Annotated in this window: 24 protein-coding genes, 1 tRNA gene and 1 riboswitch; of the genes, 7 read left to right on the top strand and 18 right to left on the bottom strand. The window is 41.2% G+C overall.

Going from position 1 to position 22,439, the window contains the following annotated elements; all coding sequences use genetic code 11:
- Positions 1-8 precede the first annotated feature (8 nt).
- The 4 genes from HCZ11_RS16800 to HCZ11_RS16785 form a co-directional block, all read right to left on the bottom strand.
- Positions 9-1,013, bottom strand: a complete 1,005-nt coding sequence (locus HCZ11_RS16800; RefSeq protein ID WP_167659017.1) for an FAD-dependent oxidoreductase — start codon at positions 1,011-1,013, stop codon at positions 9-11.
- A 65-nt stretch (positions 1,014-1,078) separates the two neighbouring features.
- Positions 1,079-3,031 carry a phosphomethylpyrimidine synthase ThiC gene (gene thiC / locus HCZ11_RS16795; protein ID WP_167659016.1) on the bottom strand — a complete coding sequence of 651 codons (1,953 nt, stop codon included), beginning with the start codon at positions 3,029-3,031 and terminating at the stop codon, positions 1,079-1,081.
- 147 nt (positions 3,032-3,178) lie between these two features.
- Positions 3,179-3,280, bottom strand: a riboswitch (TPP riboswitch).
- 64 nt (positions 3,281-3,344) lie between these two features.
- Positions 3,345-3,746, bottom strand: a complete 402-nt coding sequence (locus HCZ11_RS16790) for an META domain-containing protein (protein WP_130049857.1) — start codon at positions 3,744-3,746, stop codon at positions 3,345-3,347.
- Between the two features lie 124 nt (positions 3,747-3,870).
- Entirely contained in the window at positions 3,871-4,260 is a 390-nt protein-coding gene (locus HCZ11_RS16785; RefSeq protein ID WP_130049858.1) for a thioesterase family protein, read from the bottom strand.
- Between the two features lie 230 nt (positions 4,261-4,490).
- Here HCZ11_RS16785 and HCZ11_RS16780 point away from each other — a divergent pair, with 230 nt between their 5' ends.
- Positions 4,491-6,590 carry a TonB-dependent receptor gene (locus HCZ11_RS16780; RefSeq protein ID WP_167659014.1) on the top strand — a complete coding sequence of 700 codons (2,100 nt, stop codon included), beginning with the start codon at positions 4,491-4,493 and terminating at the stop codon, positions 6,588-6,590.
- Between the two features lie 54 nt (positions 6,591-6,644).
- On the opposite strand, the gene epmA is transcribed toward HCZ11_RS16780, so the two are convergent.
- Positions 6,645-7,619: an elongation factor P--(R)-beta-lysine ligase gene (gene epmA, locus HCZ11_RS16775; RefSeq protein ID WP_167659012.1), complete on the bottom strand. Its 975-nt coding sequence runs from the start codon at positions 7,617-7,619 to the stop codon at positions 6,645-6,647.
- A 224-nt stretch (positions 7,620-7,843) separates the two neighbouring features.
- Positions 7,844-8,410 (bottom strand): elongation factor P, encoded by a 567-nt coding sequence (gene efp, locus HCZ11_RS16770; protein WP_054554126.1) that lies wholly within the window; start codon positions 8,408-8,410, stop codon positions 7,844-7,846.
- Between the two features lie 41 nt (positions 8,411-8,451).
- On the opposite strand from efp, the gene epmB reads away from it, so the two are divergent.
- Positions 8,452-9,465 carry an EF-P beta-lysylation protein EpmB gene (epmB, locus tag HCZ11_RS16765; protein ID WP_167659010.1) on the top strand — a complete coding sequence of 338 codons (1,014 nt, stop codon included), beginning with the start codon at positions 8,452-8,454 and terminating at the stop codon, positions 9,463-9,465.
- A gap of 268 nt (positions 9,466-9,733) precedes the next feature.
- Here the strand turns inward: epmB and HCZ11_RS16760 are convergent, their stop codons facing one another.
- The gene (locus HCZ11_RS16760; protein ID WP_130049862.1) at positions 9,734-9,946 is read right to left on the bottom strand and encodes a hypothetical protein; all 213 of its coding nucleotides are present in this window, start codon (positions 9,944-9,946) and stop codon (positions 9,734-9,736) included.
- A gap of 72 nt (positions 9,947-10,018) precedes the next feature.
- Here HCZ11_RS16760 and HCZ11_RS16755 point away from each other — a divergent pair, with 72 nt between their 5' ends.
- Entirely contained in the window at positions 10,019-10,309 is a 291-nt protein-coding gene (locus tag HCZ11_RS16755) for a hypothetical protein (RefSeq protein ID WP_054554123.1), read from the top strand.
- A gap of 405 nt (positions 10,310-10,714) precedes the next feature.
- On the opposite strand, the gene HCZ11_RS16750 is transcribed toward HCZ11_RS16755, so the two are convergent.
- Positions 10,715-11,218: a DUF3016 domain-containing protein gene (locus tag HCZ11_RS16750; RefSeq protein ID WP_130049863.1), complete on the bottom strand. Its 504-nt coding sequence runs from the start codon at positions 11,216-11,218 to the stop codon at positions 10,715-10,717.
- A 230-nt stretch (positions 11,219-11,448) separates the two neighbouring features.
- On the opposite strand from HCZ11_RS16750, the gene galE reads away from it, so the two are divergent.
- Entirely contained in the window at positions 11,449-12,462 is a 1,014-nt protein-coding gene (gene galE, locus HCZ11_RS16745; protein WP_130049864.1) for a UDP-glucose 4-epimerase GalE, read from the top strand.
- Positions 12,463-12,505: 43 nt separating this feature from the next.
- On the opposite strand, the gene HCZ11_RS19750 is transcribed toward galE, so the two are convergent.
- The 5 genes from HCZ11_RS19750 to HCZ11_RS16725 form a co-directional block, all read right to left on the bottom strand.
- Entirely contained in the window at positions 12,506-12,637 is a 132-nt protein-coding gene (locus HCZ11_RS19750) for a hypothetical protein (protein ID WP_268795669.1), read from the bottom strand.
- A gap of 71 nt (positions 12,638-12,708) precedes the next feature.
- Complete coding sequence (locus tag HCZ11_RS16740; protein ID WP_167659008.1) at positions 12,709-13,278, bottom strand: hypothetical protein; 570 nt, start codon at positions 13,276-13,278, stop codon at positions 12,709-12,711.
- A gap of 5 nt (positions 13,279-13,283) precedes the next feature.
- Positions 13,284-13,787 carry an RNA polymerase sigma factor gene (locus tag HCZ11_RS16735; RefSeq protein WP_130049866.1) on the bottom strand — a complete coding sequence of 168 codons (504 nt, stop codon included), beginning with the start codon at positions 13,785-13,787 and terminating at the stop codon, positions 13,284-13,286.
- A gap of 21 nt (positions 13,788-13,808) precedes the next feature.
- Positions 13,809-14,516, bottom strand: coding sequence for a hypothetical protein (locus HCZ11_RS16730; protein ID WP_167659006.1), 708 nt, complete (start codon positions 14,514-14,516; stop codon positions 13,809-13,811).
- A 250-nt stretch (positions 14,517-14,766) separates the two neighbouring features.
- Positions 14,767-14,843: transfer RNA gene (locus tag HCZ11_RS16725), tRNA-Ile, on the bottom strand.
- A 272-nt stretch (positions 14,844-15,115) separates the two neighbouring features.
- Between HCZ11_RS16725 and hemN the strand changes: the two genes are divergently transcribed.
- Complete coding sequence (gene hemN, locus HCZ11_RS16720) at positions 15,116-16,489, top strand: oxygen-independent coproporphyrinogen III oxidase (RefSeq protein WP_167659004.1); 1,374 nt, start codon at positions 15,116-15,118, stop codon at positions 16,487-16,489.
- A gap of 59 nt (positions 16,490-16,548) precedes the next feature.
- On the opposite strand, the gene HCZ11_RS16715 is transcribed toward hemN, so the two are convergent.
- From HCZ11_RS16715 to HCZ11_RS16705, 3 genes are all read right to left on the bottom strand, one after another.
- On the bottom strand, positions 16,549-17,064 hold the full coding sequence (locus HCZ11_RS16715; protein WP_130049869.1) for a DUF2489 domain-containing protein: 516 nt from the start codon (positions 17,062-17,064) through the stop codon (positions 16,549-16,551).
- Positions 17,061-17,660 carry a Der GTPase-activating protein YihI gene (gene yihI / locus HCZ11_RS16710; RefSeq protein ID WP_167659002.1) on the bottom strand — a complete coding sequence of 200 codons (600 nt, stop codon included), beginning with the start codon at positions 17,658-17,660 and terminating at the stop codon, positions 17,061-17,063. Before yihI ends, HCZ11_RS16715 begins: the two co-directional genes overlap by 4 nt.
- Before the next feature lie 751 nt (positions 17,661-18,411).
- Positions 18,412-19,044: a cytochrome c gene (locus HCZ11_RS16705; RefSeq protein ID WP_130049871.1), complete on the bottom strand. Its 633-nt coding sequence runs from the start codon at positions 19,042-19,044 to the stop codon at positions 18,412-18,414.
- 283 nt (positions 19,045-19,327) lie between these two features.
- Between HCZ11_RS16705 and yihA the strand changes: the two genes are divergently transcribed.
- Positions 19,328-19,975 carry a ribosome biogenesis GTP-binding protein YihA/YsxC gene (yihA, locus tag HCZ11_RS16700; RefSeq protein ID WP_130049872.1) on the top strand — a complete coding sequence of 216 codons (648 nt, stop codon included), beginning with the start codon at positions 19,328-19,330 and terminating at the stop codon, positions 19,973-19,975.
- A 4-nt stretch (positions 19,976-19,979) separates the two neighbouring features.
- Here the strand turns inward: yihA and HCZ11_RS16695 are convergent, their stop codons facing one another.
- Positions 19,980-20,498 carry a DUF1285 domain-containing protein gene (locus HCZ11_RS16695; RefSeq protein WP_130049873.1) on the bottom strand — a complete coding sequence of 173 codons (519 nt, stop codon included), beginning with the start codon at positions 20,496-20,498 and terminating at the stop codon, positions 19,980-19,982.
- The gene (locus HCZ11_RS16690; RefSeq protein WP_130049874.1) at positions 20,498-21,085 is read right to left on the bottom strand and encodes a YceI family protein; all 588 of its coding nucleotides are present in this window, start codon (positions 21,083-21,085) and stop codon (positions 20,498-20,500) included. The genes HCZ11_RS16695 and HCZ11_RS16690 overlap by 1 nt, the downstream gene beginning before the upstream one ends.
- A gap of 424 nt (positions 21,086-21,509) precedes the next feature.
- Here HCZ11_RS16690 and HCZ11_RS16685 point away from each other — a divergent pair, with 424 nt between their 5' ends.
- Positions 21,510-22,430: a triacylglycerol lipase gene (locus HCZ11_RS16685; RefSeq protein WP_167659000.1), complete on the top strand. Its 921-nt coding sequence runs from the start codon at positions 21,510-21,512 to the stop codon at positions 22,428-22,430.
- Positions 22,431-22,439: the final 9 nt, after the last annotated feature.

Here is a 22,439-nt window from a genome sequence, read left to right as displayed (position 1 = left end):
TTTTATCCTTAAGCAATTAAGCTAACAGCTTCATCAACCACCAGAGGCGCAAGTAAATAACCGTGCCGGTATAAGCCATTAATACTGATAACTCGATCTTGTATACTGACTTTAGGGCGGTTGTCTGCAAACGCAGGACGAAGCCCCGATTGCAAGCTCTCGATACGCCCTTCAGCAAAACCGCTATGCACCGTATAAGCAGCAGACAATAACTCAAGTGCAGAGCGCACTGTGACTTTGCCTGTGTCTTGCGATTCAATCTCCGTAGCACCAATCACAAATTGGTGGTTTGGTTTTGGTGCAATGTAAATTGGGTAGCGCGGATGCATCAGTCGTATAGGTCGAGTAAGATTCACCTCTGGTGCATATAAACGCGCCACCTCACCTCGTACTCCGCGAAGTAAAGGCTCATTCTGTTTAGCACCTAAGCCTCGGCAATCAAATACATAATTAAAGCTTTGACCATTCACTTGATGACCATTCAGCTCAACTTTGCAAGCAAATTTAAATTGAACTCCTTGCGATGTAAGCTTTTTAAAACTGGCGCTATAAAATGCCTGATTATCTAGCTGCCCTTCACAGGGTAAATACACCCCCTGATGGAAACGCCCCGCAAGCTCAGGCTCAAGTTCGGCTATTTGAATACTCGACAAAGATTTCGCTTGATTACTACCAAGGGGCTTTAAACGGCTCACAAAACTTTGTAAATCGCCCTTATCTTGCTGGTGAGCAACCACTAAGCTGCCTGCTTGTTGAAAATATACAGGTTCATCAAGTTCGCTTAAGATTTGCTGCCAACGTGAAATACTATTAAGCCCTTGTAATGCTAGATCCTGTTCGCACAGTACTGATTCAGCGAGTGGTGCCAACATCGCTGCGGCAACACTGCCAGCACTATTGCTAGCATGTTGATCATCCTGCTCAAACACACTTAGCTGATGCTCTTTGGCAAGTGCTAGTGCAGTCAAACGACCCGTTAAGCCAAAACCAAGTATCGCTATCTTTAAAGACATAAACTTTCTAGGCGCTAGGCTCTAGGTAAAAACCCAGAACCTATCGCTATGCCTAGCTCCATAAATTAAACTGCTTTGTGGTAAATCTCAGAGCCTGTTTTTTTGAACTCGTCTGACTTTGCTTTCATTTCGGCTTCAACATCGACCATTTTGATTTCGATAGCATCGCCCACGTTATTCGGATCAATGCCTCTAGCCTCAAGATCTTTTGCGTAATCACGTACTTCTTGAGTAATCTTCATCGAGCAAAATTTAGGGCCACACATAGAGCAAAAATGTGCAATTTTTCCTGATTCTTGTGGCAGTGTTTCGTCGTGATACTCACGAGCGCGTTCAGGGTCTAAACCTAGATTAAATTGGTCGTGCCAACGGAACTCAAAGCGTGCTTTTGATAATGCGTTATCGCGTTCTTGCGCCCCAGGGTGGCCTTTTGCTAAATCAGCGGCATGGGCGGCAATTTTATAAGTAATAAGGCCTTCTTTAACGTCTTCTTTATTTGGTAAACCTAAATGCTCTTTAGGTGTTACATAACAAAGCATGGCACAGCCATACCAGGCAATTTGCGCGGCCCCAATACCCGATGTGAAATGATCGTACCCCGGTGCAATATCCGTTGTCAGTGGGCCGAGGGTGTAAAACGGTGCTTCTTCACAGTGTTTTAGCTGCTCTTCCATGTTCTCTTTGATCATATGCATCGGCACATGGCCAGGGCCTTCAATGAATACTTGTACGTCATGTTTCCAAGCAAGTTTTGTCAGCTCACCTAAAGTACTTAACTCACTGAACTGGGCTTCATCATTGGCATCTGCAATAGAACCTGGACGCAAGCCATCACCCAGTGAAAAACACACATCGTACTGTTTTAAAATTTCACAGATCTCTTCAAAGTGAGTGTATAAAAAGTTTTCTTTATGGTGTGCTAAACACCATTTGGCCATGATTGAACCGCCGCGCGACACAATACCGGTAACACGTTTTGCCGTCATAGGTACATAACGAAGTAATACTCCAGCGTGAATGGTAAAGTAATCAACACCTTGTTCAGCTTGTTCAATCAAGGTATCGCGGAAAATCTCCCACGTAAGGTCTTCGGCAACACCGTTTACTTTTTCAAGCGCTTGATAAATAGGTACAGTACCAATTGGTACTGGTGAATTACGTACCACCCATTCACGGGTTTCATGAATATAGCGGCCTGTTGATAAATCCATTACCGTATCGGCGCCCCAACGCGTTGACCACACCATCTTCTCAACTTCTTCTTCGATTGATGAGGTGACTGATGAGTTACCAATATTCGCGTTCACTTTAACTAAAAAGTTTCGGCCAATGATCATTGGCTCGGTTTCCGGGTGGTTGATATTATTCGGTAACACCGCACGGCCACGTGCAATTTCATCACGCACAAATTCTGGGGTAATGAAATCAGGAATCCTGGCCCCAAACGATTCGCCTTTATGCTGCGCTGCAAGTAACTCTTCACGAATTTTAGCGCGTCCCATGTTTTCGCGAATTGCCACATACTCCATTTCTGGAGTCACAATGCCTTGTCGCGCATAATGCATTTGCGTCACATTTTTACCCGCTTTAGCACGGCGGATTTTTGGCAAGTGCTCAAAGCGAATATGATCTAAGCCTTCATCCGCCATACGTTGCTGAGAAAATTGTGAAGTGACTGAGTCTAAGACTTCAGTGTCGCCGCGACTCTCAATCCACTTTTCTCGATATTTCTCAAGTCCCTTGCGCACATCAAGCTTAAAATCAGGGTCAGTGTAAGGGCCTGATGTATCGTAAACGCGAATTGGGGCATTAGGTTCAAACACTGGGTTCTCTTCAGTGCCACCGATAAAGGTATCGCTAAGGGTGATTTCGCGCATCCCTACTCGCACATTATCTTGTGTGCCTTCCACATACACTTTATGAGAATTAGGAAAGGGTTGCCCAGTTAAGTTATAAATATAATCAGATGCTGCCGCACGCACTTCGCGGCGAGATGGTTTAGTTGTTGTATTTGACATGACTTACCTCATTACTTTAAGGGTTGTCTTGTCAGATATTGCAAAAGCAATAGAGAGTGGCTAACGCCATTGGATCGTTGTTAATAAGCTAATGCTTACTAGTGCAGCCTGCGCCGCTTATGCCCCAGAAATTTGGCGCACAAGCGCCCATTGAGGCAGCTTGTTCCCTACGCAGGTGTTAGCCTGATCAGGTTCACGGATCCCGCTTTCGCGATCTCAGCCTTGTTAAAGGCACTCCGACAAGTATAAATTCGTTTCTTATAAAACGCCCTGAGTGTACGTCAGTTAAAAAATTGCTGCAAGCTCAGCAACTTTAGTTTTTTGCAATGAAGGTAAAGTGATGCTCGCCTTGCAAGGTTAGTTGCTCACCATTTAAATTAATGGCTGCACCTTCCTTCAACGTTGAAAGTAATTGCTGCTCAAGATCATCAATTTGCTCGCCACACGATTTACGTGTCATACCTAACTTATTGACTGTTAGCATATCTTCGTTTAGCGCACCCTCACCAAAAAATTTATTACAACCAGCGAAGCCATTAACCTGCATCGCTTCAATAAACCGTATAGAGGCAGTTTGGGATACAGGAATTGCTAAACCATTCACTTTTGATAATTGCCACTGTGTATATTTTAATTGCTCACTCGATACAGTACCGGTCGATGAGCAACCCATGCAAAATAGTACTAAAAGAAGAGGCAAGGCTACTAACTTCATATTTTTTTACGACTCAAATTTCAATGTAGTAATAATAACAACATTTAACGCAATTGATCGTTAAAAAAACATGTTTTATCTGTAAAAAATTGTTCTAAGTTAGCTTTTCGAAGAACAACGCAGACTATTTGAATAAGTTATCGACTTCTTCTGGTAAAAAAGGACGACCTTTTTCGTTAACTGATGTGCCAATGACCAAAGCTTGAAGCATTACTTTATCGTCATGTTTACGGTATACCGTTTGTCTAAACGCAAACTTTAAGCGGCTAATTCGCTCAGGCTCAACAGCAACATAAAATTCATCACCAGGCACAAGTGATGCCTTGTAATCCATTTCGCTGCGAAGCACCACAAGGTTTACTTTTTCTCTTGCTAGCTTTGCAAAGTCGACACCTTGGGCATGTAAAAACTCATGACGAGCATGCTCTAAGTAATTAAAATAAACACTGTTATTTACAATTCCTTGTAAATCACACTCATAATCACGCACTTTAAAGTCTACTCTAAAGGTCATAGTCGTATTCCTAATCAATTTACGTATAATTGCCTGCGTTTATACCATAAAAATTGATTTATACCATTTCGCTTAATTGAGCGTTCTATTTTTGGGCAAGCAAGCCTCGCAGGTAATGCTAGGTATAACCCGTCAAAAATGCTTAAGTATTATTGCGAATTGGTATTTATAGCCATTTGGCTAGCTAGGTTGCTAGAATAGCAGTCCCTAAAATGGAGTTAAGAACCCGCATGAAACGACGTTTATCATTATTATCTGCTGCCATCCTGCCTTTATTCGCAGCATCTTCGATTGCTTACGCTGAAGACGGTGAGCTGGAAACAATTGTAGTTACCGGTGATTTCCAAAAAGAGAGCATTCAAACTTTAAGTGCCAGTGCAAGCTTGTTTTCAGACCATGAAATCAATCAACGTGGTGCAAAGTTTTTAGATGAGATGCTAGCTAGCGCTGCCAACGTAAACTTTACCTCAGGCGCATCTCGTGGTCGTTTCGTGCAAATTCGTGGTGTTGGATTACGCTCGCAATTTGTTGATCCTATTAACCCGTCGGTTGGCTTAGTTATTGACGGCATTAACTACTCTGGTTTAGGTGGCAGTTCGCTATTATTTGATATCGACCAAGTTGAAATCTATCGCGGTCCACAAGGAACTCGATTTGGTGCTGATGCTTTAGCTGGCATGATTCAAATGGAATCAGCTGCGCCAACCTTTGATCCAAGCGTTAAAGTGCAACTGGGTGCGGGCAACTACAATAGCTACGAAGCAGGTATTGCAGCAGGTACTGGTATTACTGATGATACTGCAGTGCGTGCCAGTGTTTATCAACGCGAGTCTGATGGTTATGTAGAAAACCGTTATTTAGGTGAAGATACCCAACAACAAGACGAGCTCGTTTCTCGCTTTAAATTGCACAGCCAATTAACTAGCCACTTACGCACAGAACTTAACGTTCATTATATTGATATTAATAACGGTTATGATGCTTTCACGCTCGATAATAGCCGTAATAGCGTTGCTGATGAGCCTGGTGAGGATAATCAAGAAAGTATCGCCGTTGGCCTTGCAAACATTTACACCGGCTTCGATTGGTTTGATGTAAGCCTAAATGTTTCAGGGATCGACAGCGAGCTGCTATACAGCTTCGACGAAGATTGGGTATGTAACGATGAAGCTCAGCCTGAACTATGTGCTGCAGGCCTACATGAGTGGGGTTATAGCTCAACAGATACCTATTTACGCGACCGAAAAGATCAAGCAGCCGAGCTACAATTTAATGGCAAAGCGGGCGATTGGGTGGCAGGTATTTATTACCAAGGCCGCGAAGTCGATTTAGAGCGCCAATACACTTGGCAGGCACAACCTTTTGCATCAAATTATGAAACCAGCAATATTGCTGCATACGGGCAGTTAGCTACACCTATTGGCCCAAAAACAACCTTAATTACAGGTCTGCGCGTTGAACAGTACCAAGGCGACTACACCGACAATAACGGTTTTATTGAAGAAACTGATGATGTCATGGTCGGTGGTAAGCTTGCGCTTGAATATCAAGTCATTGATCGCACCATGATCTACACCAGCATCACCCGTGGCTATAAAGCTGGCGGTATTAACTCTGAAGCTTTAGCAAAAGCAAAAGACGAAGGCTTAAACCTCGATGCTGACTTTTTTGCTAATCACACATCATTTGCCCCTGAGTACTTATGGAGCGGTGAGTTTGGTGTTAAAGGCAGCTCTCTAGACGATAAATTTGTGTTACGTCTAGCCGCCTTTTATATGTATCGAGAAGATATGCAGCTAAAATCGTGGCAAGTTGAAGGTCAAAAGTTCACAGGCTATATCGATAACGCCAGCTCTGGCGAAAACTACGGTTTAGAAATTGAAGGTAGCTTCCAAGCAACTGACAATTTACTACTTACAGGTAGTGCAGGTTATCTACATACAGAAATCAATGACTTTTTGGCTCAATCAGGTCTTGATCAAGATGGTCGCGACCAAGCACAAGCACCTAAGTACCAATATGCATTCACTGCGCGTTATAACTTTACGCCTGCACTTTATGCATCGATTGGTTTAGAGGGTAAAGACGATTATTACTTCTCTGATAGCCATAACTCAAAAGCACCAAGCACGAATTTAGTGAATGCTTCATTTGGTTATGAAGGTGATAATTGGAGCATTAATGCATGGGCACGTAACTTATTTGACGAAGACGTACCAACCCGTGGTTTTGAGTTTGGTAACGACCCATTAGATGGATACACCACTCACACTTACACGCAGCTTGGCGAACCAATGGTTGCCGGTGTGACATTTATTTACGAGCTATAAGCAATTCGGTGCTAAGTTTTTTACTTAGCACCCAAATTCCTAGAACCTAATAAATTAAGCCCTTTCAACATCAAAGGCGAGTACGTCTTTAATCTTTTGCTTATTCGTTGCCAGCATAATGAGTCGATCAATACCCAGCGCTACACCCGCACATTGTGGTAAGCCATGCTCTAGCGCAGCGATTAAGCGCTCATCCATTGGCACTTGCTTTAAACCATTCGCTTCACGGTATTGATTGTCTTCACTAAAGCGAGCTGCTTGCTCTTTGCCATCTGTTAGTTCATTAAAGCCGTTTGCCAGCTCCATATTCTTGAAATATAACTCAAAGCGCCCTGCGACTCGCTCATCATGTTGGCAAATTTGGGCAAGAGCCGCTTGCGAAGCTGGAAAATGATAAACAAAACAAGGCTTTTCTTGGCCAATCGTTGGCTCTACCTTCATACAAAATAATAGCTGCAACAAGGTATCTCGGTGCGTTTCATGCGCAGCAATATCGGCAAAGCCCTGCTCCGTTGCTAGTTGCTGCAAAGTGCTGATATTAGCGGTTAAAGGGTCAACACCTAAGGCGTTCATAAAAGCTTGTTGATAAGTTAGTCGCTCTGCGCTTTCTACGCCAAGCACTAATTGCATAAGCTCATCCATTTCATCCATAAGGGCAAATTCATCAAAACCCGGACGATACCACTCAAGCATTGTAAATTCAGGATTATGATGACTACCCGCCTCTTCATTACGAAAGGCTTTGCATAGCTGGAAAATAGCCCCAGAGCCTGCAGCAAGTAAACGCTTCATGGCAAACTCAGGTGACGTTTGCAAATAAAGTGGTAAGCCACCAGCATGACCAGGACCTACAAACTCGGTACTAAATGTCGCTAAATGCACATCGGTTACACTGGCCGCACTTAAGCTTGGCGTTTCAACCTCCATAACATCACGTGCATAAAAGAACTCGCGAATACGGCGGATGATAGCGGCACGGTGGCGTAAAGTTTCAATATCGGCGCTTGGTTGCCAAAGGACATTAGACATAGTGTTTCCCAAAAAAAATCCCAGCAGAAGCTGGGATTTTATAATAATTCATACCAACTCGCTTAATTAAGTGGTCTATTTTGAGGCAATAAAACCTTGTTGATAGCAAGGCAAAAATTTCGTTATTTAGTTGTTCTAAATCAGAAATTTTTAACGTAGCTAGCGACAGGTTTAATCCCTCAAAATGATTAAGTATTATTGCGAATTGGTATTAACAAAGCCTGTTACTTAACACGGCTCACGTATTCACCGCTACGTGTATCAACTTTGATCACTTCGCCGATTTGTACGAATAGAGGAACGCGAACAACAGCACCTGTGCTTAATGTTGCCGGTTTACCGCCAGTACCCGCTGTATCACCTTTTAGACCTGGATCTGTTTCAGTGATTTCTAATTCAACGAAGTTTGGTGGAGTCACAGCGATTGGGCTACCGTTCCAAAGCGTGATTGTACAAACGTCATTTTCAACTAACCATTTTGCATTGTCGCCAAGCGCTTTTTCGTCAGCAGCGATTTGCTCAAATGTTTCGTTGTTCATGAAGTGCCAGAACTCACCGTCAGTGTATAGATACGCTAAATCTGTATCCATTACGTCTGCACCTTCAACTGATTCACCTGACTTGAATGTTTTTTCTAGTACTTTACCTGTGATAAGTTTACGAATACGAACACGGTTAAACGCCTGGCCTTTACCTGGTTTTACCATTTCATTTTCTAAGATGCTGCAAGGTTCGCCGTCTAACATAATTTTTAGGCCGCCCTTGAACTCATTGGTGCTATAATTCGCCATCGTTTCCTCTGTCTAAATAATTTCGAGTAATCTACGTGTCAATGATACAAAGAAATGAAGTAAATTTGCATAAAAACTGGCAAAAAGAATTGGCAAATGTTGTCACTTGTCCTGAACGCTTGCTAGAAATGCTAGGATTATCAAGCAAAGTAGACGAAAAAGACCTCAAAGCACGCAGTCTTTTTCCTGTCCGTGTGCCACTGCCTTTTATCAAAAAAATGCGTTATGGCGACATAAACGACCCTCTTTTGCTGCAAGTGATGCCAAAACACCAAGAGTTTTTAGCAAAAACAGGTTACGATAAAGACCCTCTAAAAGAACAAGATAATAATCAACCGGGCTTATTACACAAGTATCGCTCTCGCGTTTTAGTGATGTTTAAAACCGGTTGTGCTGTAAATTGCCGCTATTGTTTTAGACGTCATTTTCCTTATCAAGAAAACCAATTAAACAAACGCAGTTTAATTGAGGCACTGGCATATATAAAAGCCGACGCCAACATCAACGAAGTCATTTTGAGTGGTGGTGATCCATTGATGGCCAAGGACGATGCTGTTAGTTGGTTTATGGATGAGCTCGAACAGCTACCGCAAATTAAACGCATGCGTATTCATAGCCGCTTGCCTGTGGTGATCCCAGCAAGAATTACCGATGAGCTATGTTCGCGCTTTGCTGCATCGCCTTTAAAAGTGGTGTTTATAAACCATATCAATCACGCCAACGAAATTGATGATGAATTTAAAGCGGCTATGCAAAAATTAAAAGTCGCGGGGGTTACGTTATTAAATCAAGCGGTATTACTGAAAGATGTGAATGATTCTGTTGATTCACAAGTTGCACTAAGTGAAGCACTATTTGAGGCAGATATACTTCCTTACTACTTACATCTACTAGATAAAGTTGAGGGTGCCAGCCATTTTGATATAGCTGAGAGTCAGGCACGGGAAATCGTGACGGCTATGCTGGCAGCATTGCCGGGATTCTTGGTTCCTAAGCTGGTGCGCGAGATCGGTGGCGAGCAAAGTAAAACGCCTATCGATCTAAGGGCGTGTTGACCTTTATTGATTGAAATTTGTTCACTCTAGGGGCGATTTAATCGCGGCGCGAGATTTGTAACCTAGTGGGCTAAGTAAAAATCGAGTAACAAAGAGTTAATCGCCCCTAGGAAGAACCCGAAGGGCAGCGCGTGTTTGGCATTAATGCTGCGTTATCGCCTATTTATGTGGAACAACCACACTACATAGGCTCTGCCTTGCCTAAATACCAAACACACTGCTGCAAAATCAATCATAAAGGGTCAACACGCCCTATCTAATTTAACAACTAAACGTATACGTTTACGTTGTTACCTAGTGTCGCAGTTACCGACTTAGCAGGTGTTTGCGCTGCAGCACTCGATGTTGCTGCGCCTTCGATAAGTGCAAGTGCCGCAGCACCATCAGCCTTTTGCTGTTTTTTAGCAAGCGATGCGCTGTAAACTTCTGCACTTTCGCCACCGCCACTCATCGCTGGTAAGCTTGATCCTGATATATTCATAGTTCATTACCTGACTTTTTATGACAATCCACGTACTATATCGGCATTGCAGTCTAAAGCTTTAGGAAAAAAATGGATTCAATTATTGAACAACTCAATGCTAACCTAAAAATCGTTTATCGTCAGGCACTTGATGCTGATAAAAAATTAGATGACTTACAGCAGCAAGGCCATGGTAAATTCAAAGCCTTATTTGCAAAAGATGCTGGCTTTGATTTTGAAGCAAAACGCTTTAAACCTTACGTTCTCGATGTTGCTGCTGATGTAGAAAGCTTAAGCAACGACGGTATGGACGAAGAAAAACTGAAAAAAACCGTTATTAAACTGCAACAGTTACTACAACTGTTAGCGACGTTTAAGTAACGTAGAAGCCTCTATTTTTATAGAGGCTTACGCGCGAAATAAATTTCACGCCTACACCAACGACATTTAATCTCACAAAGAGAGGTAAGAGACGCTTCGCTGAACATAAACACTATTTGAATCTCTCTTCTTTTCCTCTGTGCTCTCTGTGTCCTCTGTGGTTGGAAAAAGATCTTTAATTCACAAAGAGGCTAAGAGGCGCTGCGCTTTAGAGGGAAACAAAAAAGTATTATCATCACTTCCTCATTCACTTATCTTGGTGCAAATATTTTCGTGCGAAATAAATTTCACGCCTACATGTGGGAGCAGCTTTCGGCGATAAACGCCTCCCAAGTTGTAGGTCTTTTACAAGACCCACAAACAACACAGTTCAACTTTAAACTGACAGCTGACAGCTGACAGCTATCATTCGCCCAAATTTAACGACGGCAATAACTCATCTTCAAACCAATCAGTGATTAAACGCTTATCGTAATAGTAGGCTTCATCGCGCCCCATTTTCATGCGATCCATAAATCCCATATCTTTAAGCTTGATATCATTTGCTTCACTTATCACTTTACCGTTTTTATCGGTAATCGAATAATTTAGGTCGATACGTGGGAAGTAAATTGGCTTGATGATACGTAACTCATTCATGGTACCAAAACGCACATCACCGGCTAGGTCAAGCTCTGTCACTTCAACGTTAAAGGTGTAGCCTTCAGGTAACTTTTCGGCAAGCTTGTTGAAGTGTTTTTCAAAATTTTTCGCCACATTTTTATGAAATGAACCTTTTGGTGAATTGTTGCCAGGTTCTACATCACGGTAATCGTTAAAGTCATGCCATTTAACCTTTGCCTCTCCTGCATGAGCAAAAGCAGGTAGTGCAATGACCATTGCTAAGGCAATTTTTTTTACTGTATTCATCTGTTTCTCCACTTAACAGGTATAGCTAATGATTAAATTTTAGCTGCTGACAATTAACTATAGCTTAATATCTAAACACTTAGGTGTAACCAATATGGTGCAAAATGTAATCAAAAACAAGCGATTCATGTTTTTGCTTTATTGTTATGAATCACAATTTATTTATGTAATTTAACGCAAAATGTGCTGAAATAAGGCTAATTCAACCAGGTATAGTTCATGGATATTTTATGACCATTTTAGTCACCGGCGGAGCCGGATACATCGGTTCTCACACCGTTTTAGAATTATTACAACAAGGCACTGATGTTGTTGTTCTTGATAATTTAAGTAATTCATCGAATGAGTCACTGGCTCGCGTAAAACAAATCACTGGCAAAGACGTCACGTTTTATCAAGGTGATATTTTAGATAGAGCCTGCCTAGACAAAATATTCCGTGAACACGCAATTGATAGTGTTATTCACTTTGCTGGTTTAAAAGCGGTTGGTGAATCGGTTGTAAAGCCTATTGAGTATTACCAAAACAACGTACAAGGTACACTGACTTTGGTTGATGCCATGCGTGACGCTGGCGTATTTAAGTTAGTATTTAGCTCATCAGCAACTGTATACGGTGACCCTGCAAGTTTGCCAATTCGTGAAGACTTCCCGGTTGGCGGTACGACCAACCCATATGGCACATCAAAGCTTATGGTTGAGATGATGCTACAAGATATCGCAAAATCAGATGAACGCTTTGCCTTTGTTATCTTACGTTACTTTAACCCTGTCGGCGCGCATGAATCCGGCCTGATTGGTGAAGACCCGAATGGTATACCTAACAACTTATTACCTTATATTTCGCAAGTCGCAGTGGGTAAGCTAGCAAAGCTAGGTGTATTTGGGGATGACTACGATACTGTAGATGGTACAGGTGTTCGTGATTATATCCATGTCGTCGATTTAGCATTAGGTCACTTAAAAGCACTTAACCGTATTGCAACTGATACAGGTGCACACGTATTTAACCTTGGCACAGGTAATGGTTACTCAGTACTGCAAATGGTTACCGCTTTTGAAAAAGCCAGCGGTCAAGCTGTCCCATATCAAATTTCACCGCGTAGAGCAGGCGACATTGCAGCTTGCTATGCAGCACCAGAAAAAGCGTTAAAAGAGCTTGGCTGGCAAGCTGAACGAGGCATCGATGAAATGATGCAAGATACGTGGCGCTGGCAAAGTAATAACCCTAACGGTTACAAATAGTCAAAGTCTAAAATTAAAAAGCTGATGTTCACACATCGGCTTTTTAATTTGATGAGGCTTTCTTAAGCTGCGCAATCCCCCAGAAAAGTACCCCAGCCCCAGTGCAGGATAAGAAAAAGAACAACCCTAAGCCGACTGGCGATCCCCAAAACAAAATACTGTATAAAACTTCCATCTTTATATCCTTTATTATTATTTGAATAACAAGTTATATAAGTTTTAGGAACAGCCCGTCAAGTAGCAATATCAGCGCATCGCTTGAATACTCTCTAGCGCTGCAGCAAGCTGTGATTTTAGTTTTTTATGACGTATATAAACAGCGAACACTATAATGCCATTGATACCAAGCTGGATAAGCCATAGGCTGTATGTTTTAAACATAACCATGTTAAACAAGGCAACAATTAGCAGAGCGGACCAAAGAGCAACACAGCCAATAAAGCTCACATACCAGTAATGAACTTGGTGTTTCAGCTGGCTTTCTTTAAAGTTGAGCATCGCGTTTACGTCTAGCGTTTCAGCCCGCCAAAGCTTTCGTCTTAAACGGTAAGACCAAACGCCAAAACCTAGTGGAATAGGCACTAATAGTGCAAACATGAAGGTTTCATAAGTATGTTTTGCCTCAAACAACATGGCGTAAATACAAAACACGGTTACCACAACACCTAATAAAGAGTCTATTAAACCTTTTAGCTTTAATTTAGTTCGCGACTTTTGTGTTTGTGCAATTAATGCAGCGCTATCCACTTTCGGCGTTGCCTGCACGAATGCCTGCTGCCACTTAGCTAATTGATCATCTGCTTCGAATTTATCCACTTCATTCACTCCATTAGGCTTGCAAGTTGTTGCCTTGCTCTACTTGCACGTTTCGCAACAGCATCTTCAGACAGACCCAGTGTTTCGGCTATCTCACTTTGATTAAACCCTTCAAGCTGTAGAGCAAGCACCTGCCTATATTTCAGCGTTAATTTACGCAGGGCAGCCATTAAATCTAAACTGTCGTCTTGTGATTTGTGTGCACTTAAAGCTTGGGTGTAATCAACACTCTCAGAGCTTGCAACCTCTTTACGGTTTTGCTCTTTAATCACATGATCAACTGCTTTATTGTGAGCTATTCGGGCGATATAGGTTTTTATGCTAGCATCGCCTCGAAAGGCAATATCTGGTGATGATTCATTACTTTCAAATGCGCGCCAAAGCGCCAATGACATCTCTTGAATTAGCTCATCTTGTAACGCTTGATTGATCTCGTAGGTTGCAGCAACACGCGCCAACAGCGGCGCGTATTCATTCAGCAATGTGTTTATTTGAACATCAGCTTTCACTGTACTTCCATGTTTTTATTATTATTTGAACAGACGATTATAGGCACAAAAGAAAGTACACGCTAATACAGGCCCCATCAGTAGCATAGGTAAAAGGCTATACGGTGCAGCAAAGGTAACAAGCATATTAATCAAACAAAGTACGCTTAGCGGTTTAATCACTCTTAGTGCTGTTGCAAGGCTTTCTTTTACAGCTGCACTAAGTGAAGAATTACTTAAAAGTAACAGAGGTACCACAAATATAAGCAGCATATTCATAGGAACAATTGATACAAACATAACTCCTACGCGCCAACGCTCAACATCAACAAACTGACCAGATAATAATGCCGATAACTGCTCACTTCCAATCAAAGTACTCCCTACAGCAAGTTGCACCAGCGCGAGTAAAATACCCACTACTGACCAAACCGCAACTCGTCCCCACTTCGCCCATGTTGTATTGTGTCGAAATGAAAAGCCTTGATTACTATTTAGGTTAAACAATAAAGGCCACACGGTTGCCATTAACATAGGCGCTAACCATTTCGATAATGTTAAACCTATAGGTGCTGGCAATAGTTGCACTAGCCCAGGCAAAATAGCGAACAGTGTCATTAGTAAGAAAAGTTTAAACGGCGCCTTTTTAAATAGCCCCCAACCTTCTTTTAACCAAAGAGCAGCATCACTAAATGGTGCATTCGTTGAATCAAGTTTTAGCGTATTCACAGTTGATGTTGTAGTCGTCATGAGCTTGTCCTTTTCGTAAAAATAGATACATAAGACACTGCCTATCGCTACCACCGAATAGAACAACTTCGTGTCATTTGCAGCTATAGACGAGACAAACTCAAAAAACCTGACAAAATATTTTTAAAAAATTAAAAATAATTTTATTTGGTTGAATTTTAAGAATAAAAACATGGGTGGAACAAAAGTGGAACAAAACTATTAAAGATTGGTGTAAAGCGTTGATTTACAAGTTTTAATATAAATAAAATGGTGGCCCCTCCCAGACTTGAACTGGGGACCTAACGATTATGAGTCGTGTGCTCTAACCAACTGAGCTAAGGGGCCAATGTATTAGCGAAAGCTAAATTTTTGATGCGTTTAGCAGGTTTAACTGACTAAAGCGGGATGCAGTATAAAAAGTTTTTGTAACCTTGTCACTAGCAAAACCCTTTATTTTAACAATCACTAATTCAATTGCTCAAATAGTAAACTTTTTGTTTTTACAACAACCTTAAAGCATGCCGATTAGTTTCTAGCTTCCGACATTGTTCTAGATCAAATAGCTAGATCAGCAAACTCGTTAAAATAGCCGCTCAATCAATTGCGGAGTGCTGACTGTGATAAATTTACCAAGCTGGGATCAATCTCTGATCAACAAGTACAATATTTCTGGGCCTCGATATACATCTTACCCAACGGCATTGTCTTTAGCTGATGGTTATAACCAACAAGATATGATTAACGCGATTGCAGCGTCGAAAAGCCGTTCTTTATCGCTGTATATCCATATCCCTTTTTGCAGTCAGCTTTGTTATTACTGTGGCTGTAACAAGGTGATCACACGTCATCAATCCAAAGCCGATTTATACCTAGATAATTTAGCGCTTGAGATTGCTGAGCAAGCAACGCTTTTTGCTGATTATAAAGTTGAGCAACTGCATTTAGGAGGTGGTACGCCAACTTTTTTATCGGCAGAACAAATGAGCCGCTTAATGACGTTAGTTGAACAGCACTTTAATTTTGCTGATGATGCCGAGCGTGGTATTGAGATTGACCCTCGTTCTTTAGCTGATGGCATGCTAGTTCACCTACGTAAGCTTGGCTTCAATCGTGTCTCGTTTGGAATTCAAGATTTCAATGATGATGTGCAACTGGCAGTTAATCGTCCACAAAGCGTGCAATCTGTAAAAGGCTTGATTAGTGAAGCTCGTGAGCTTGGCTTTAAATCTATTAATGCCGATATGATTTACGGTTTACCTTTGCAAACGCCTGAGAGCTTCAAAGAGACGATTGCACAGCTTATTGAACTAAACCCCGATCGCGTTTCGGTATTTAACTATGCTCACTTACCAGATAGATTCGCAGCACAGCGCAAGATTAAAGACGCTGACTTACCATCTGCTGGCGATAAGCTCACTATGTTCAAAAATACACTTGAGCAGATGTTAGCGGCGGGTTATCAGTTTATCGGTATGGACCACTTTGCCCGTAAAGACAATGAACTGGCAATTGCGCAAAACGCAGGTCAATTACATCGTAATTTCCAAGGTTACACAACGCATGGACAGTGTGACTTATTAGGTTTAGGCGTGTCGTCTATTTCGCAAATTGGCAATGCTATTTTACAAAACGAAAAAGAGTTAAAGCACTATTACAAAGCTGTGCAAGAAGGGTTTGGCAGTGCAGTATGTAAAGGTGTCGCTCTAACTGATGACGATACTTTACGTGCCGCAGTAATCAAACAATTGATCTGCCAGTTTGAGCTTGATATACCAGCAATCGAAGAACAATTTAATATCAACTTCGCTAGCTACTTCTGTGAGGCACTAAAAGCACTCGACCCACTGCTTGCTGATGGCTTAGTGACTATTAGCCAAGATAAGATCACAGTAACAGCCCGCGGTAATTTATTTATTCGTATTATTTGTATGTGCTTTGATGCGCACCTACAACAACAAATCAAGCAAACTCGTTTCTCACGAGTTATCTAGCCCAACAAAAAGCAGAGCCTAGGCTCTGCTTTTTATTTTGCTTAAATCACAACTTCTGCTTAATTGAATACTACGTTTTCGCTGCCTGGCGCGGCTTTAAACTCTTCAATTATGCGGGCGCAATCTGCTTTAATCTCATCGCTATGCTGCTCTTCAGCACGCCAGCGAACGGTGTCCATTTTGAAAACCTCTTTTTTAGAGTATTTCTTTCGAGCATCGTGCGTTGGCATATCTTTTACGACTTCGTACATTTTAAAGATGCCAGGGTAACGCTCACTTAACTCAAACTCTTCTGCAAAGCTGTATTGAGAGATCAGCACCCAAATGCGTAAGCAGCCTTCAGAGAACTCACATTGCTCTTCATTCATTGCACGGGCAATTAAATGAATGCTATCGGCTAACTTTGCATTACGTTTTGCTTTTGATGCTGCAAGCTTTTGCTCATGCTCAGCTTGCTTCTTGGCGATAAGCTTATTTTGCTCTTTTAGTTTATAAAGAAGTTGTCCTGCATAAAACGCAAGCCCTGCGATAATTGCCGCACCAATTACTATGGCAATAATCAAGGTTGTGCTCATCGCTCATCCTCATCTTCGTCATCAAACCATTCGTTGGCTAAGTCATCTGATAAGTACTTATCGAAGTCAGACTCACCTTCATCGAATGAATCATCTTCAAAGTCATCTTCGTACTCGTCTTCATCTTCAATTCCTAATAGCTCGCATAAAGCCTGATGACGAGCAATACGACTATTAAAGTACTTAGCATCTTTACCAGTTAATAACTCGCCACGCTCATGACGCTCAACCAACTTCAGTAGACGCTCGTCATTTTCTAGCGCTTCTAACTCTTGCTCTGGCGTTAATTCAGGCTCAGCCACTTTTTTAAGCTCAACCATTGGTTTCAAGTTGCGTTTCATTTCAACTTTCGGCTCGGCCTTAGGGGCAACTAAAGAAATAGGCTTTTTACTACCAACACGCTTATCTTTCGGTTGATTGTTCGCTGCTGCGTTTTCTGCGCTTAGTGCATCAGGTGCATTTCGAGACCCTGGTTTAGCGCCTTTGGTCTTTTTAACTCGCTGCTCTTTTAACGCGCGCATTTCTTTAAGCTTTTCTTTGCTTAAACGTACAGGACCATTTGATGGAATTTTACGCGACTTTTTCTTTCTACTCATATCTTGATCATCTCACTTAAGAGGTTGTGCACAACGCCTTTGTGGCATTGTAATGCTGGCATAACCAGAAGAATTCGATGTGCGGATGTGGTTGGTCAACTTGACGAACTGCGCACTTTTTATACTTTTAGTACAAACGGTGGCTATTGTAACAGGACAAATAAAAAGGCGGTAGAGAAAACATCTCTACCGCCTACTAATCTGAGCGCCAATTATCTGGACACTTCTCCCTTCGACTTTTTAGTCTTTATTATTTTTATTATTATTGTTTATCCATTTTGTTATTTTTTTAACCTTCCGTGTAGCATTCCATTTTGTTTTTATTATTAAACTTCCATGAGCTTTTATTATTCTCGGTCAATCCTGACGCTTTTTTGTTATTTCCTTTAGGACACCTAACCAGTGTCAACCCCTAAAGACTTGCCGCAATCACTTTCCTTATTACATTGTCCATGTTGTTTTTGATGTCTCAGCGACAGTGGTTAATTTACTCATTAATAATTTTGTTACAACTAATTTATATAATTTTTCTTAAAGATAAGATATTGCAACAAGTGCAATCCATTTAATAACAAAGAGTTATGCTAAAAATAGAAATAAAAATAGGATTTAGCTTACAGCTCACTATGGACAATGTCTCACACGAGAGTAGGAGATTTCGACATGTGTTAAATACAAAAAAAGCAGCTTGCGCTGCTTTTTTCACACTAATCACATATTAATACGGAGTATTTCTATCCGCAATCAGACTTTAGTGTAAGCCACCTAAGTATTTTGAAAGTACTTCGATGTCTTTATCTGTTAGCTTTTTAGCGATATCTTGCATCATACCGTTTAAGTCGTTATTACGCGTACCATCACGGAACTTTTCAAGTTGTGACTTGATGTATTCTGGATGTTGGAACGAAACTTTCGGAAATTTTGCTAGTGATGTACCGTTACCACGTGGACCGTGACAAGCAGCACATGCTGGAATACCGCGCTCAGCATCGCCGGCTTTATAAAGCTGTTGACCCACTTCAACTACATCTTTAGGTGTTGTACCTGCAGACATATTTAAAGAAGAGAAGTAAGCAGCTAGGTCTTTCATGTCTTGATCGCTAAGCGGCATAGCCATACCACTCATTACTGGATCCATACGACCTTCTTTGCCTCCAGATGTCATACCTAATTTAAACTCTTGTAATTGTTTATAGATATAATCTGCGTGTTGGCCTGCAATTTTAGGGTAGATATTAACCGGTGCATTACCGTCTGGGCCGTGACAAGCCGCACACGTTGCCGATTTCTCTTTACCTGCGTTTACATCGCCATCAAATGCTGTTGCGTTGCTTGCTGACAACGTACCAAGCAATATAGTTAAAGATAGTGCTATTTTTTTCATGGTGAATTCTCTGTTTCCGACCCTGTATCATCTACAATATGGATGTTGTGATTTCTATATTCTACACGATAATAAATTCTCTGGCACGTTTTCTGCCCACATTAAGCTCATAATTTATAGGGATTTGACTTAGATTAAGTTTCTACTTAGTAATTTTCCTAATTTAAAGCCAATTTAGCACGCTTAAATACGCTTTTGAATGCTGCTTTAATAGTATAAAATACGTGCCTTAAGTGGAAATTAGCCACTGCTTGTTATTTTTTATAAAAGACTAGGAGAGCCTGTGCTCAAATCTCGTATCAAATACAACACTGCGTCCTTTGTTACCAGCGCACCTGATATCTCACGCTTACCTGCTGATACGGGGATTGAAGTCGCGTTTGCTGGTCGCTCTAATGCTGGTAAATCAAGTGCTCTAAACACTTTGACTGATCAAAAGTTAGCTCGAACTTCTAAAACACCAGGTCGTACTCAGCTGATCAATACCTTTGAACTTGATGCCGATAAACGCCTTATCGACTTACCGGGTTACGGTTTCGCTAAAGTACCTATCGAAATGAAGAAAAAATGGCAAAAGTCGCTAGGTGAATACTTACAAAAGCGTCAAAGCTTAAAAGGTATCGTTGTTTTAATGGATATTCGCCATCCGTTAAAAGATTTAGACCGTGACTTAATCGACTGGGCCGTTGGTAGTGAAATTCCAGTGCTGGCACTATTAACTAAAGCCGACAAACTCAAACAAGGCGCACGTAAAGCGCAAGTTTTACAAGTTCGCCGTGAGTTAAGTAGCTTAGATGGTGATATTACAGTTCATGCCTTCTCTTCATTAAAAGGCACAGGCTTACCTGAAGTTGCAAAAAAGCTAGATGAGTGGTTTTTAGGACCAATTGAAGTTGAAGCTCCTGAGTCTGACGAACAACCAGAAGCTTAAACACTTAGGCTAAGTAATAACGCTTGGCTAATGATTCTAAATAATAGCCCTGCTCATCTGAGCAGGCTATTTCAGCCCACTGATAATACACATTTCTCGATACCCGCGCAGCCAAGCCATGTACTAATTGTACATAAGGCACGCTGACACCTTCAAATTCACGTAATACCAATGGTTGCTTTGCTGATACGAGCCATGCACGCTGCAAATTATCGACACAACAAAGCGCAGGACCTTGCTCTGTGTCTTCAAAACGCCAATCTATAATAACAAAAGGCACATCATCGACTGTAATGGCCATTTTCTCGACTGGCGTTTTTAAAAAATAAGTATCAACTTCTTTGCAAAGAACTGAGGCAAAGAGCTTAACCATTGCCTCGCGTTTTATTTCACTGCCGGCATAAAACCACCGCCCTTGCGCATCAATCGTCATTGGCAATTGCCCACAATTTTGTGGCTGCCATTGATCAAAGGGTTTATCGGGAGCCTGAAGAGCGGCTTCTAATTCGGCAAGTGATTGCATTATTTATCTTTATCAAGCGTCAAAGAGAATGTCACAGGTATAGCTGTTGCAATAGATGGTAGACCTGCAAGCTTTTGCAGTTCGCTAATACCTTCTGTTACTTTGAAATCACTCGCATTAATAATAACGGGTGTAAAAGATGATACGGTTACATCGCCTTTCGGTGACATATTAGCAAGCACATCAATTGTTAGGTCTTTTTTATTGCCATGAAAGTCTAACTCAGCCTTTAAACCTTTAAGTACATGTTGACCAGGCTCAAGTTTTAACAATGTTTTGCTTAAATCAGCAGTTAACACAGCATTAGGAAATTTAGCCGTTTCAAATAACAGCTTAGTCATGCGCTCATTGCGGATAGGGATCAGTGTTTCAACCGATGCCAGGTCGATCATCAACTTAAATTGACCTTGCTCATCTAGTGTTCCAGATACTTTTTTGAAATGATGCGCTTCTGCAACTGAGTTCTTTTTGATAGACACAAAGCTCACGTTGCTTTGCTCATTATTAACTTGCCAGTTTGCGCTGGCTAAAGGGGCAACTAAAATACTCGATAATGAAAAGGCAGCAATTGCCATAGATTTAAACATAACGCATTCCTTCGAAAGTAAATAAGAATCACTTTGATGGTATCACTTGCGTTGATTTGTGCAATGAATTGTATGATAAGAGAAAGAAAAAGCGACTCACTCAACAAGGAGTGAGTCGTTATAGCAAACTGGGGAGAAGCTATCAATACGTTGCATCCTTTCAGATGCATCATCAACAGGATGTCCTACAGGATGAGGACGGCGCGGACTTTAGCAAATACCAGATTAAAAATAAATTGCACAACCGCAGAAACAACACAAATTGATAAAGATATAACGAAACACTAAAACCATCTTTTCTTGTTTACCTTAAATTAACATTACAGCGAGCCGTAATTTAGGGTAAAGTGAATTTAAAGCACGCTAAAATCAGACTTTTTTAAGGCTTGTTAGTGATAAAAATTGCAGTAGAAGAGTAAAAGGTATGAAGAAAATCCCCTTATTTTTATTTGTTACCTTACTTTTTTTCATGAATCCTTGCTGTCATGCAAAAAAAACAACGACACAATATCCTGTTGTTTTAGTTCACGGGCTAATGGGTTTTGATAATTTACTCGGCCTCGATTATTTTTATAATGTTGCAACCAGTCTCAACCAAGATGGTACCTTGGTGTTCACACCAGCGGTCTCTGCTATAAATAGCTCTGAGATACGAGGCGAACAATTACTCACTCAAGTCGAAACAATTTTAGCATTGACAGGTGCCAAAAAAGTAAACTTGATTGGCCACAGTCAAGGAGCGCAAACTGTGCGCTACGTTGCATCAACTAGACCTGATCTTATTGCCTCCGTAACCAGTATCGGAGGGGCAAATTATGGTAGTGAAATTATTGATCTTATTAATCAAAAACTGCCAGCAAACTCTCAAGCACAACATGCAGCCCAGTTAATATTTGATGCGCTTGGTGGTGTTATTTCACTACTATCAGGTAACAGTGAATTACCACAAAACACACTTGGTGCATTAAATAGCTTAAGTACTCAGGGTGCGAACACATTTAATCAAAAATACCCTGAAGGCTTACCGGTAAATAAATGCGAGCAAGGTCAGATAGTTGCCGAAAATGGTGTGTACTATTTTTCGTGGAGTGGTACAGCAGCACTCACTAATATACTGGATCTAACTGATTTGCCCATGCTACTTGGCTCATTACTCATTTTAGGAAAAGATGATGGCCTTATATCACGCTGTAGTAGTCATTTAGGCCAGGTAATTAAAGATAATTATGAAATGAACCACTTAGATGAGATTAATCAGTTTATTGGTTTACACAATTTTCGTGAAGTTGACCCTATTGAGCTTTATCGCCAACACGTAAAGAGACTGCAGGAGTTGGGGTTATAGTTAAAGAGT

This window comes from Pseudoalteromonas sp. HF66, from assembly GCF_011806445.1.
GTDB classification, from domain to species: domain Bacteria; phylum Pseudomonadota; class Gammaproteobacteria; order Enterobacterales; family Alteromonadaceae; genus Pseudoalteromonas; species Pseudoalteromonas apostichopi.
The sequence above is the reverse complement of the archived record's forward strand: the minus strand, read 5'-3'. Positions and strand labels throughout refer to the sequence as shown.

Coding starts and splice junctions, on each gene's coding strand:
- galE (WP_130049864.1), top strand. CDS start 11,449: ATGACCATTTTAGTCACCGGCGGAGCCGGATACATCGGTTCTCACACC.
- HCZ11_RS16790 (WP_130049857.1), bottom strand. CDS start 3,746: ATGAAGTTAGTAGCCTTGCCTCTTCTTTTAGTACTATTTTGCATGGGT.
- HCZ11_RS16780 (WP_167659014.1), top strand. CDS start 4,491: ATGAAACGACGTTTATCATTATTATCTGCTGCCATCCTGCCTTTATTC.
- HCZ11_RS16800 (WP_167659017.1), bottom strand. CDS start 1,013: ATGTCTTTAAAGATAGCGATACTTGGTTTTGGCTTAACGGGTCGTTTG.
- HCZ11_RS16685 (WP_167659000.1), top strand. CDS start 21,510: ATGAAGAAAATCCCCTTATTTTTATTTGTTACCTTACTTTTTTTCATG.
- HCZ11_RS19750 (WP_268795669.1), bottom strand. CDS start 12,637: ATGGAAGTTTTATACAGTATTTTGTTTTGGGGATCGCCAGTCGGCTTA.
- HCZ11_RS16715 (WP_130049869.1), bottom strand. CDS start 17,064: ATGAGCACAACCTTGATTATTGCCATAGTAATTGGTGCGGCAATTATC.
- epmB (WP_167659010.1), top strand. CDS start 8,452: ATGATACAAAGAAATGAAGTAAATTTGCATAAAAACTGGCAAAAAGAA.
- HCZ11_RS16785 (WP_130049858.1), bottom strand. CDS start 4,260: ATGACCTTTAGAGTAGACTTTAAAGTGCGTGATTATGAGTGTGATTTA.
- HCZ11_RS16695 (WP_130049873.1), bottom strand. CDS start 20,498: ATGCAATCACTTGCCGAATTAGAAGCCGCTCTTCAGGCTCCCGATAAA.
- HCZ11_RS16760 (WP_130049862.1), bottom strand. CDS start 9,946: ATGAATATATCAGGATCAAGCTTACCAGCGATGAGTGGCGGTGGCGAA.
- HCZ11_RS16705 (WP_130049871.1), bottom strand. CDS start 19,044: ATGAAAAAAATAGCACTATCTTTAACTATATTGCTTGGTACGTTGTCA.
- efp (WP_054554126.1), bottom strand. CDS start 8,410: ATGGCGAATTATAGCACCAATGAGTTCAAGGGCGGCCTAAAAATTATG.
- yihI (WP_167659002.1), bottom strand. CDS start 17,660: ATGAGTAGAAAGAAAAAGTCGCGTAAAATTCCATCAAATGGTCCTGTA.
- epmA (WP_167659012.1), bottom strand. CDS start 7,619: ATGTCTAATGTCCTTTGGCAACCAAGCGCCGATATTGAAACTTTACGC.
- thiC (WP_167659016.1), bottom strand. CDS start 3,031: ATGTCAAATACAACAACTAAACCATCTCGCCGCGAAGTGCGTGCGGCA.
- HCZ11_RS16755 (WP_054554123.1), top strand. CDS start 10,019: ATGGATTCAATTATTGAACAACTCAATGCTAACCTAAAAATCGTTTAT.
- HCZ11_RS16750 (WP_130049863.1), bottom strand. CDS start 11,218: ATGAATACAGTAAAAAAAATTGCCTTAGCAATGGTCATTGCACTACCT.
- HCZ11_RS16690 (WP_130049874.1), bottom strand. CDS start 21,085: ATGTTTAAATCTATGGCAATTGCTGCCTTTTCATTATCGAGTATTTTA.
- HCZ11_RS16730 (WP_167659006.1), bottom strand. CDS start 14,516: ATGACGACTACAACATCAACTGTGAATACGCTAAAACTTGATTCAACG.